Origin of the sequence: Paenibacillus sp. EKM211P, assembly GCF_011066175.1 — a bacterium.
Lineage (GTDB): Bacteria > Bacillota > Bacilli > Paenibacillales > Paenibacillaceae > Paenibacillus > Paenibacillus polymyxa.
In genome coordinates, this window is the sequence record NZ_JAAMNS010000024.1 from 52700 (window position 1) to 63696 (window position 10997).

15 protein-coding genes are annotated in these 10997 nt (G+C 46.5%); all 15 read left to right on the forward strand.

The window, feature by feature from the left end; translation table 11 throughout:
• Positions 1-112 precede the first annotated feature (112 nt).
• Positions 113-481, forward strand: coding sequence for a YlxM family DNA-binding protein (ylxM, locus tag G9G57_RS24150; RefSeq protein WP_045243862.1), 369 nt, complete (start codon positions 113-115; stop codon positions 479-481).
• Between the two features lie 51 nt (positions 482-532).
• Positions 533-1909 carry a signal recognition particle protein gene (gene ffh, locus G9G57_RS24155; protein WP_017427912.1) on the forward strand — a complete coding sequence of 459 codons (1377 nt, stop codon included), beginning with the start codon at positions 533-535 and terminating at the stop codon, positions 1907-1909.
• A 69-nt stretch (positions 1910-1978) separates the two neighbouring features.
• Entirely contained in the window at positions 1979-2251 is a 273-nt protein-coding gene (gene rpsP / locus G9G57_RS24160) for a 30S ribosomal protein S16 (protein ID WP_013370647.1), read from the forward strand.
• Between the two features lie 23 nt (positions 2252-2274).
• Positions 2275-2505: a KH domain-containing protein gene (locus G9G57_RS24165; RefSeq protein WP_013370648.1), complete on the forward strand. Its 231-nt coding sequence runs from the start codon at positions 2275-2277 to the stop codon at positions 2503-2505.
• Between the two features lie 97 nt (positions 2506-2602).
• The gene (gene rimM / locus G9G57_RS24170) at positions 2603-3118 is read left to right on the forward strand and encodes a ribosome maturation factor RimM (protein ID WP_016819279.1); all 516 of its coding nucleotides are present in this window, start codon (positions 2603-2605) and stop codon (positions 3116-3118) included.
• The gene (gene trmD, locus G9G57_RS24175) at positions 3118-3933 is read left to right on the forward strand and encodes a tRNA (guanosine(37)-N1)-methyltransferase TrmD (protein ID WP_164965643.1); all 816 of its coding nucleotides are present in this window, start codon (positions 3118-3120) and stop codon (positions 3931-3933) included. Before rimM ends, trmD begins: the two co-directional genes overlap by 1 nt.
• A 227-nt stretch (positions 3934-4160) precedes the next feature.
• On the forward strand, positions 4161-4505 hold the full coding sequence (gene rplS / locus G9G57_RS24180; protein ID WP_007429998.1) for a 50S ribosomal protein L19: 345 nt from the start codon (positions 4161-4163) through the stop codon (positions 4503-4505).
• Positions 4506-4606: 101 nt separating this feature from the next.
• The gene (gene lepB / locus G9G57_RS24185; protein ID WP_016819281.1) at positions 4607-5233 is read left to right on the forward strand and encodes a signal peptidase I; all 627 of its coding nucleotides are present in this window, start codon (positions 4607-4609) and stop codon (positions 5231-5233) included.
• Positions 5234-5320: 87 nt separating this feature from the next.
• Positions 5321-6181 carry a ribosome biogenesis GTPase YlqF gene (gene ylqF / locus G9G57_RS24190; protein WP_044785701.1) on the forward strand — a complete coding sequence of 287 codons (861 nt, stop codon included), beginning with the start codon at positions 5321-5323 and terminating at the stop codon, positions 6179-6181.
• Between the two features lie 208 nt (positions 6182-6389).
• Complete coding sequence (locus G9G57_RS24195; RefSeq protein ID WP_080561206.1) at positions 6390-7037, forward strand: ribonuclease HII; 648 nt, start codon at positions 6390-6392, stop codon at positions 7035-7037.
• A gap of 90 nt (positions 7038-7127) precedes the next feature.
• Complete coding sequence (locus G9G57_RS24200) at positions 7128-9251, forward strand: DNA ligase (RefSeq protein WP_164965644.1); 2124 nt, start codon at positions 7128-7130, stop codon at positions 9249-9251.
• Positions 9248-9547, forward strand: coding sequence for an EscU/YscU/HrcU family type III secretion system export apparatus switch protein (locus tag G9G57_RS24205; RefSeq protein ID WP_016819285.1), 300 nt, complete (start codon positions 9248-9250; stop codon positions 9545-9547). Before G9G57_RS24200 ends, G9G57_RS24205 begins: the two co-directional genes overlap by 4 nt.
• Complete coding sequence (locus G9G57_RS24210; protein ID WP_017427917.1) at positions 9547-9930, forward strand: YraN family protein; 384 nt, start codon at positions 9547-9549, stop codon at positions 9928-9930. The genes G9G57_RS24205 and G9G57_RS24210 overlap by 1 nt, the downstream gene beginning before the upstream one ends.
• A gap of 155 nt (positions 9931-10085) precedes the next feature.
• Positions 10086-10637, forward strand: coding sequence for a nitroreductase family protein (locus tag G9G57_RS24215; RefSeq protein ID WP_103042382.1), 552 nt, complete (start codon positions 10086-10088; stop codon positions 10635-10637).
• 163 nt (positions 10638-10800) lie between these two features.
• Positions 10801-10997: magnesium chelatase domain-containing protein (locus tag G9G57_RS24220; protein ID WP_274597717.1), on the forward strand; the 197-nt coding region annotated here is incomplete at its 3' end.

Here is a 10997-nt window from a genome sequence, read left to right on the forward strand (position 1 = left end):
TTTTTTTTATATGACAAGGGATAACGCTTGACATCTTCTTTTCTTTTATGTATGATAAGGAACGTTGAAAAGAACTGTAAAGTGTTTTTCCTTGACGATGGAGGTATACACGATGAGTCAGGAGAATCGGCTGGAAAAGACAAACCGGATTAACCGACTGTTTGACTTCTATGAACCTCTACTTACAGAGAAGCAACAGATGTTTTTAAAATATTACTTCCATGATGATTTTTCTTTAGGGGAAATTGCATCGGAATTCCAAATTAGCCGTCAGGCAGTCTATGAACATATTAAACGTGCTGAACAGGTATTAGAAATGTATGAGGAAAAGCTTGGATTGCTAAGTAAGCATGAACGTAGACTCCAAGATTTAGAGGAGCTGAATGTGACGCTACATGATGCATTCGGTAAAGTTGGTAAGCCTGATGAGGGGACATTGCAACATGTCCAACAAATTGTAAATCGCCTGCAGGAACTGTAGGATATATAAATGAAGAACTAACAACCCTGGTAGACAAGGAGGTGCGAAAGTATGGCATTTGAAGGATTATCGACTCGCTTGCAAAATGTATTCAGTAAATTGCGCGGCAAAGGAAAGGTGTCTGAGGATGATGTGGCTCAGGCAATGCGTGAAGTGCGATTGGCTTTGCTTGAAGCGGACGTTAACTTCAAGGTTGTAAAGGACTTTATTGCCAAGGTAAAGGAGAAATCCGTTGGTAAGGAAGTGATGGACAGCTTTACGCCAGGTATGGTCATTATCGACATCGTAAACAAGGAATTGACCGAGTTGATGGGTGGAAGTCAGGCCAAGCTTGCCAAAGCAAACAAACCGCCTACAGTCATCATGATGGTGGGTCTCCAGGGCGCAGGTAAGACGACGACGTCAGGTAAGCTGGCGAAGTTGCTGCAAAAGCAAAACCATCGTCCATTGCTTGTAGCTGGTGATATTTATAGACCTGCCGCGATCAAGCAGCTTCAGATTCTCGGTGAGCAGATTAATGCACCTGTATTTACATTGGGAGACCAGACAAGCCCGGTGGAAATCGCAAAACAGGGTATGCAGCATGCTAAGGATAATGGTAATGACTACGTTATTATAGATACTGCCGGTCGTCTTCATGTTGATGAAGAACTCATGGAAGAGTTGCGTCAGATCCATACTAATGTCAAACCGGATGAAGTTCTGCTGGTTGTAGATAGCATGACAGGACAGGACGCAGTTAACGTTGCGGAGCACTTTAACAATAGCCTTGAGTTAACGGGAGTTGTACTGACAAAGCTGGATGGCGACACTCGTGGTGGCGCGGCCTTGTCGGTTAAAGCTGTGACGGGATGCCCGATCAAGTTTGCTACATTGGGTGAAAAGCTGGATGCGATGGAGCCGTTTCACCCTGAGCGAATGGCTTCACGGATTTTAGGCATGGGTGACATGTTGTCCCTGATTGAAAAAGCGCAGTCCAACATCGACGCTGATAAGGCGAAGGAAATGGAACGGAAAATGCGCAATGCCGAGTTTACTTTCGAGGATTTTCTGGAGCAAATGGATCAGGTTAAGAAGCTTGGCCCGATCGACCAGATTCTCGATATGATTCCTGGTATGGGCAACATGAAGCAAATGAAAGACATCAAAGTGGATGACAAACAGATGGGCCGGATTGAGGCTATCGTTCATTCGATGACTACACAGGAAAAGCAAAACCCGGACATGATTAATCATAGCCGTCGCAAGCGGATTGCTGTAGGCAGTGGAACATCGCTGGCTGAGGTAAATCGTCTCATTAAGCAATTTGACGAAATGCGCCGTATGATGAAGCAGTTCTCAGATATGATGGGACCTAAGGGTGGCAAAAACAAGGCTCTGAAGCAGCTGAAGAGTATGGGCAAAGGTATGAAGTTTCCTTTCCGTTAAAAGGTCGATAGGCCTTTGGAGTTATGGGATAGCAATATACAGTCTACTTTTTGAAGGAGGTGAATTTTCGTGGCAGTTCGTATTCGTCTGAAACGTATGGGTGCACATAAAGCTCCTTTCTATCGCGTCGTGGTATCTGATTCTCGTTCCCCGCGTGACGGTCGTTTTATCGAAGAAATCGGTTACTACAACCCTATTACAGTACCAGCGGTTGTAAAAATTGATGAAGATAAAGCGCTGAAATGGTTGCAAGATGGTGCACAAGCATCCGACACTGTTCGCAACTTGCTTAGCAAAGCGGGCGTGTTGAAAAAGTTTCATGAGCTTAAAACACAGAAATAAGGTGCTGATACGGAGGGTCAACCATGGAAGAATTAGTGATAATCATTGCTAAGGCTTTAGTCGATCATCCGGATGATGTGACCGTGAAGACCTTGGAGAAGGATCGACTTGTAGTGTATGAGCTTAGTGTACATCCTGAGGATGTGGGCAAGATCATTGGCAAGCAGGGACGTATCGCCAAGGCGCTTCGCACTGTGGTTGCATCAGCAGCCGTTAAGATGGATAAACGGGTTACCGTAGACATCATATCTTAAAGATATACGAAAGTGGGTTAGGATGTATGTCCTAACCCTTTTTCGTACATGATGAAGATGATATGGAGCGGAACCGATCACATGCAGGAGGAACACGATGCAGCAAATGTTTAATGTCGGGAAAATTGTGAATACACATGGAATTCGCGGTGAGCTAAAAATATTAACGACAACTGATTTTCTTGAGGATCGTTTTGCCAAAGGCAGCGAGCTAATGATCTTTCCAGCAGATGACAAAGCACCGATTCCCGTAACTGTAGAAACAGCGCGTTTTCAAAAAAATATGGTTATCGTGAAATTTAAGGAATATCACAACATCAATGATGTTGAAAAATATAAAGGTACTTTGTTAAAGGTCTCTGCTGAGCGGCTAGGGGAATTGGAAGAAAACGAGTTCTATTTTCATGAAGTAGTTGGTATGGAAGTAGTGACGGAAGACGGAGCTGAGCTCGGTGTGGTAAAAGAAATTTTGACACCGGGAGCCAATGATGTATGGGTAGTCCAAATGCCTAAAGGTAAGGAACTGCTATTGCCGTATATAGAGGATGTTATTTTGGATGTAAACGTGCGTGAAAAACGGGTTACAGTACGGTTAATGGAAGGTCTGCTGTAATGCGGATGGATGTACTGACCCTGTTTCCAGAGATGTTTGATGGAGTTTTTAATGCAAGCATTCTGGGAAAAGCAAGGGATAAGGGGATTGTATCACTGCAAGCGGTTAATTTTCGCCAGTATGCCGGTAACAAGCATGGGCAAGTGGATGATACACCCTATGGTGGTGGGGGCGGCATGGTTTTGAAGCCTGACCCTATTTTTGCTGCCGTGGAAGAGCTGTTGGATAAATCAGAGCAAACCACATTTGAAACTGCCGTTGAAGGTATTCGACATGAAGATGCCGAACATAATGCAGTCATAAAAACTCCGCGTATTATTTTGATGTGTCCACAGGGAGAGACTTTTACGCAAAAAAAAGCGGAAGAGCTGGCCAAAGAGGACCATCTTATTTTTATATGTGGACATTATGAGGGTTATGATGAGCGTATTCGAGAGCATCTGGTGACGGATGAGCTTTCGATCGGAGATTATGTATTGACTGGTGGCGAGTTGCCAGCCATGGTCGTCATCGATAGTGTGACACGATTGTTACCAGGAGTGCTAGGTAATGAAACGAGTGCGGTAACAGATTCGTTTAGTACAGGGCTGTTGGAATACCCCCATTATACTCGGCCTGCTGAGTTTCGGGGCTGGAAAGTGCCAGATGTACTCTTATCAGGGCATCATGTCAATATTGACTCTTGGAGACGACAAGAGGCGTTACGTCGCACGATGGAACGTCGACCGGACTTGCTGGAACAGGCTGAACTGACAAGCAAGGAGCGCGCGTGGATTGAGGAGCAGCACCAATCGGACCGTTCGGGGGACAAGTGATAAAGCACTATTAACATGAGTGGATTTGAAAGCAGGCGGTGACCTGTTTTATAATGAAGTCAATTAAATAATGTTTGGTCAAATCCCTTTTTGTTGTTGCAATGCGGTAACCTCCATGATACAATACATCTGTTGTGTGTAATACGGTGGTCCTCTGTGGATGATGAAGGAAACGGAAGAGTTTCCAGAAGAAACATGAACACCTGTACGGAAGGAGGGAGTCATAGATGAATATCGTCCAAGCGATTACTGAAGAACAACTGCGTAAAGATTTGCCTAACTTTCGTCCTGGTGACACTTTGAAAGTGCACGTGAAAGTTATCGAGGGAACTCGTGAGCGTATCCAGTTGTTTGAAGGTGTAGTAATTAAACGCCGTGGTGGTGGAATCAGTGAGACTTTTACAGTTCGTAAAATTTCTTACGGTGTAGGTGTGGAAAGAACTTTCCCGCTTCATTCCCCAAAAATCGATAAAATCGAAGTGGCTCGCCGTGGTAAAGTGCGTCGTGCGAAGCTTTATTATCTTCGTGAACTGCGCGGTAAAGCAGCGAGAATTAAAGAAATTCGTCGTTAATACAACGAATAACGAAAGGGGCTTGGTTACAAGCTCCTTTCGTTTTTTCTACGTACATAGGGAACTGTGGATTATTGACCGTAAAGAGAGGACAGTGAGCTATGGAACAAGAAGTAGGACAAGGAGCTGTACAGCAGCCAACTGATCAGGATGGTACGCCCAAGCGTAAACCAAAAAATGAGATTTTTGAGTGGCTCAAGGCCATCATTATTGCGTTAGTGCTTGTCTTTTTAATCCGCTGGCTTCTCTTTAAGCCTTTTATTGTGGATGGCCCGTCGATGCAGCCTAACTTTCATACCGGAGAACGCGTCATTGTAAATGAGATTTTGTATGATTTTCGTGCTCCTAAACCGGGTGAAGTAATTGTGTTCCATGTCCCGGAAGAAAAGAGAGACTTCATCAAGCGCGTCATCGCCGTTGCGGGTGATACGGTCAAAGTAGAAGGTGACACGATTACAGTAAATGGTAAGCCGATTCAAGAACCTTATCTCAAGACTTCTTTGGAAGAAGCACATCAAAATGGCGAGCTTTACAACAAGTTTACCAATTTTCCAAATGAGAAATTTAAGGATGGAAAAGTGCCAGAAGGGCATATTTTTGTTATGGGCGATAACCGTTCCAATAGTACAGATAGCCGGATGATTGGATACATTGATTTGAAGGAAGTCGTTGGCCGGGCTGATGTCATTTTTTGGCCGGTGAAAGATATGCAGTGGATTAACCACTAGAAATAACTAATAAGCAGCATAGCTGCCGTAACCCTAACTAGGAGCCTAAGGGTAAATGTAAGGGTTACGCTCAATGGGGTGATGACGGTGACGATTCAATGGTTTCCTGGTCACATGACCAGAGCGCGCCGCCAAATTGAAGCAAAATTAAAGCTGATTGATTTGGTTATTGAGCTGATTGATGCTCGGTTGCCGCTTTCCAGCCGAAATCCGATGATTGATGATATTTTGCAAGGCAAGCCGCGAATGATTATTTTGAACAAGGCAGATTTGGCGGACCCTGTAGTATCACAGCAATGGATTGCCTACTTTAAGAAGCAGGGGCATGTGGCCTTTCCGGTGGACGCCACGACAGGGACGGGGCTTAAAGAAATTCCGGTTCAGGCCAAGCTGTTACTTAAGGAAAAAATAGACCGGCAGATTTCGAAGGGAATGAATCCGCGTCCTATACGTGCTTTGATTGTCGGAATTCCAAATGTCGGCAAATCGACATTGATCAACCGAATGGCAGGACGTAATATTGCAGCTACAGGCGATCGTCCAGGAGTAACGAAGGCGCAACAGTGGATCAAGACCGGTGAAATTGAGTTGTTGGATACACCAGGTATTTTGTGGCCTAAATTTGAGGATCAGAACGTCGGCTATCGTCTGGCAGTTACAGGCGCGATCAAGGAAGAAATTCTAAATGTAGAGGACATTGCCTTTTTCGCGACAAAATATTTTGTCCAATATTATTGGGATACCATGGCAGAGCGTTTTGAGCTTACCGAACGTCCTGAGGATACAGAAAATCCAGATGATGTTGTGAGCGTTATGGAGGCTATCGGACGTAAACGTGGCTGTATTGTGAGTGGCGGGCGTGTAGATCTCGAAAAGGCGTCAAAAATTATTTTGCGTGAGCTGCGTGCAGGCAAGCTGGGACGATTCAGTTTAGAAGCACCATACTGATAATCCTAGTACACCCGATACAGAAGATTGCATTTTGTGGCAAGGAAGAACCTTCCTCATCTCTCCGGAGAGGAGGAAGGTTTTTTGGTATGTAAAGGTAGATAGAAAAGGGTTTTGAACGGTAGAGGTCTGTGGTAAGCTGAATTCAATCGCTAGAGCTACGGCATGAGTGAAGCTTAAACTACGTAAAGATGGGCAGGTATTGAATATGGAAGCTAAAGAGAATGCAGTAAAGGACATGCTACACTATGAAAAAAAATGCTGGGAGCAATCTTGTGAGCGGATTGCAGGTATTGACGAGGTGGGGCGTGGATGTCTGTTTGGAGATGTTGTGGCGGCAGCAGTCATTCTGCCAGTAGGTGAGTTATTGGAAGGTGTAGACGATTCCAAAAAATTGACGGACAAGAAAAGAGAAGCCTACTACGAACTGATTATGGAGAAGGCAATCGCTGTAGGAATTGGTCATGTAGACGCGCGGATGATTGATGATATCAATATTAAACAAGCGGCTCGTTTAGCTATGAAAAAGGCTATTGAGGCTTTGCATGTGTCTCCCGATTATTTACTTGTGGATGCAGAAAAGGTAGATGTGCCTATTCCCCAGCTATCCATCATTAAGGGGGATGCGAACAGTCAGTCTATTGCAGCAGCTTCTATCATTGCCAAGGTGACCCGTGATCGGCTATGCAAAGGTGAATGGGATGCGAAATATCCGGAATATGGGATTGGTATACATAAAGGTTATGCTACCAAGTTGCATAGAGAACAAATTTTGGCGCTAGGGCCTACAGAAATGCATAGACGCAGCTTTCTGGGCAATTTGTTAACCGAGCAACCGACGTTGTTTGATCTGTAGGTACTTATTATGAATCAGGACAATACCGATATAAAATATATCTAATATTACAGGCCCTTTTGATAGGGGAAGAGCGAGGGGAGGGGCGATATGAACATCGGATCTGTATTCCGTGGATTACTTGGAGATGTGAAGGCGGGAGAGGCGAAAAAACTTGATATGCAGCCAGGCCAGGTCGTAAGAGGAGTCGTATTAAAGGTGTCTGAGGACCGCGACGAGGCAGTGTTGCAAATACAGGGTTCTCAGGTTAGGGCAAAGCTGGAGACCCCTCTTCAACCTGGACAGACTGCAACGTTTCAGGTACAGCCGGCTTCTTCCAGTGGAATGACTGTGCTTAAGCCTCTGAATGATGCTGCCAATATGCCACAGCAAACCGTAGCGCTGACAGATGTATTGGAATCGGTGGGACTGCCGGATACAGCTCAGAACAGAGAGCTTATACAGGCAATGCAAAAGAATGGTGTGCCGTTGACATCTGAAAATGCGGCTTCTTTACAAGAAGCCTTGTCGAAGCAAAGCGGTAATGTGCAATTGGGCACATTTGTACAGGCAGCGGCAGTTGCCTTTCAGCGGGGACTCCCATTAACAGCCGAAAGCATAAATGGATTGCGCCAAACGATGTTTGGGCCTCCTTTAAATGATCTGTTGTCATCGTTGGAGCAAGAACTTGAAGCGGTGTTAAAGCAGCAAGGGCAGGGAACGCCCACTGACCGTTCAGTTGGGGAAGCAACAATAAAAAGCGCTGACCGAACGTCAGCTAGTCCAACAGGCACTTCTTCTGTGATGATTGCAGATGGACAGGAAGGCCAAACTCTTACATTGTCCAAGGAGCCCTCTGGCACTGCCGCTGCAAAACAGGCAGAAACGGGACAACAAGCCACAGGCGGCAAGGAATTGTTAAAAGGGACTCAGGCAGCCAATCTTGCTGCTACAGTGAGCGAAGCGAGTGTTTTGGCTACCGATTCGGATACTCCGGCGGGATCTACTGCATTTGCAGCCAACGGGACTGCCTCAAAAGAGCCGGAAGCAGTTAACGGACGAGGAGCGACAGTGGTATTGGACGCTGGTGCAAATGCGCCTGAATCGGATGCTGCTGACGCATTAAACGGCTCCCGTACTAAAGTGGAGCAACCACAGCAAGCTACTGCGGCAGGTATGCAGTTTAAGGATGCCGATGGTGCTCCATCTCCGGCCACGACAGAGCCTGCGGGGGCGAAGTCTGCCTTAAACGTAGTCATGGCAGACCGTCCTTCTGCACAGTCAGCAGCTGGCTCTGCGCCGCCCTCCGCGGAGGGCAACGCTGCTACGCTAGAGGCTCCGATCCAGCGGCTGCGTCTCCTTCTGCAAGAGCTGCGTGCAGCAGTGCCACCCGAACTGAGCACGGCTGCGCCAGATCAGTCCAAGGGAGAGGTAGCGCAGCTAGCGGCTGGCGCTTCGCGTACGGCAGATGCTGCCGCTTCACAGCCTACGGCGACGAGCACGAAGATCAGCCCTATGGAGGATCCGTGGGTAGGCCGCGTGCTGAAGCTACTCGGTGCTGAGCACGAGCAGCAGGTACACCGCTCGACTGCACAGCTCGCGCAAGGGACGGCGGCACGTACAGAGCCGCCCGAGGGAGTGCCGCAGACGCTGCCGGGATTAGCGGCTACGGCAGACGACTCCGTGTCAGCGGCCGCAGACACCGTAAAAGGGGCACTACTCCAGCTAATGAGCAGTGACGACCTGCCGCCTGCTTTAAAAGAGGCGGCACAGCAGGTTGTACAGCACCTGACAGGCCAGCAGCTGCTGCTCAATACAGACCGAACGGCGCCTTTTGCACAAGTGCATATGTTTATACCGTTTATTGGACCGGACGGTCGTGAAACAGCTACAATCCAGATTCAGTCCCGCCGTGGCAAACGCGGAGAACTGGATGCCTCCAACTGTCGACTTTGGTTTGATTTGGACATGAAAGGGCTTGGTCCGACGCTGGTGGATGTGCAGGTTGTAGATCGGATTGTAAGTCTCAAGCTTCATAATGATCAGGATTGGGCGGCTTCGCTGCTAACCAGTGGACGTGAGTCCATTCGCACCGCGCTGGAGTCGCTAGGCTACCAACTTCTAACGTTGCGAACCGAGCCTATGCCCGTAAGGACTGAACAGAGTAGCCCTGCCTCTTCCGAGGTACAAAGCTATGTGCCTCAGCCGTACAAAGGAGTCGATCTTAAAATATGAAAGAGCCCTTGGAACCTCCTTCACCTTCCATGAAGAAGGCGGTCGCCCTTAAATATACGCCCGGTGAGAGCGAAGCGCCGATTGTCGTTGCCAAGGGGAGCGGCCGCATTGCGGACAGTATTTTAGAAAAAGCCAAAGAGCATGGCGTTCCTGTTCAGGAGGATGCTGCGCTGGTTGAAGTACTGTCCAAACTTGATTTGGACGAGCAAATCCCAGCTGAACTCTATCAGTTGGTAGCAGAGGTGCTAACCTATATTTATCAAATGGATCGGCTTGCTCCAAGAGATGACTGGTGATGGGGTATGACATGAAGACGAGAGGTAAGGATCAACGGAAAGCCAAAGGAGCAATGGGAGAAGAGGCTGCAGCTTTGTTTTTAGAAACCCTGGGTTATCGTATCCTAGACCGCAATTGGCGATGCCGCAGCGGGGAAATAGATCTGATTGCCAGGCAGGAGCATATACTCGTGTTTATTGAAGTACGTAGCCGAAGTAGCTCCAAATATGGAACACCAGCAGAATCAGTTACTCCGCGTAAAATCACCCAGGTTCGTCAAACAGCCGCAGTATACTTGCATATGAACGGAATTGGAGATGCTCCAATTCGTTTTGATATGATTTCTGTACGATTATCTGATGAAACGGCTGTGGTTACGGACCATTTTATAGATGCATTTTAAAAGAGTAAGAACTTTTACGAAGGTTGGAGCGCAGGACTGAATTCATATGTACAGGTTGACAGAAAGGAAAGCTGCAGGTATATTTTATTGAGAATAGTTATCATTTTCATTCTATAATGAATATCTAGTCGTTGTACCTGTGAAGGAGGATTTACGTGACAAAGCATACCTTTAGTGAACATGTCATAGATGTAATTCAGGAACGCCGGACGATTAAACGATTCAAATCTGACTCTATCCCGGTAGATACGATTAAAGAACTACTGGACGTCGCGGTATGGGCTCCTAATCATAAAATGCGTGAACCGTGGCGCTTTCTGTTGTTTGCTGGTGAGGGACGGAGAAAGCTTGCAGAGGCAATTGCCGCCGATATCGGTAAGGATAACAAGTTTGAAAATGGGATTCTACACAACCCGATACAGCTTTTAGTGGTGATGGAAGAAGACCCGCGTCAAGCGGTTTGGGATGAAGATTTTGCAGCGGTCAGCGCGCTTGTACAGAACTTTATGCTTGCTGCATGGAGCAAAGGAATCGGAACGTTTTGGGTGACAAAACCATTTTTGTATTCGCCTAAGTTCCGTGATTGCTTGGGAATTCAACCAGGTGAGAAGGTAATTGGAATGATATATGCAGGCTATCCTGATGTTATCCCGGAATCAAGATCCCGTACTCCAGTAGCTGATAAGTTAACCTTAATTGACAAATAATCTGTCGTCAGATAAGCTTAGTTGAGGATTTGAAATTAGGGTTGAGAGCTAAATTTAGAACATTATATTTTTTTCAATGAATGAAAATTTGGAAGCACCTTTTTTCATATAGGCAATGATTCCCCAGAGGAACATTTCAATATGATGAGAGGTGCTTTTTGATATGTTTGGAAAATTACATGGAGCGTGTCTATATGGGATAGATGGCGTTCTGATCGAAGTTGAGACTGATTTGTCCAATGGCTTGCCTCAAACCGCGATTATCGGATTGCCGGATTCAGCGATTCGAGAGGCAGTAGAGCGTGTGAGAGCAGCAATCAAAAACTGCGGATTCAAATATCCATCCCAGCGTATCACGAT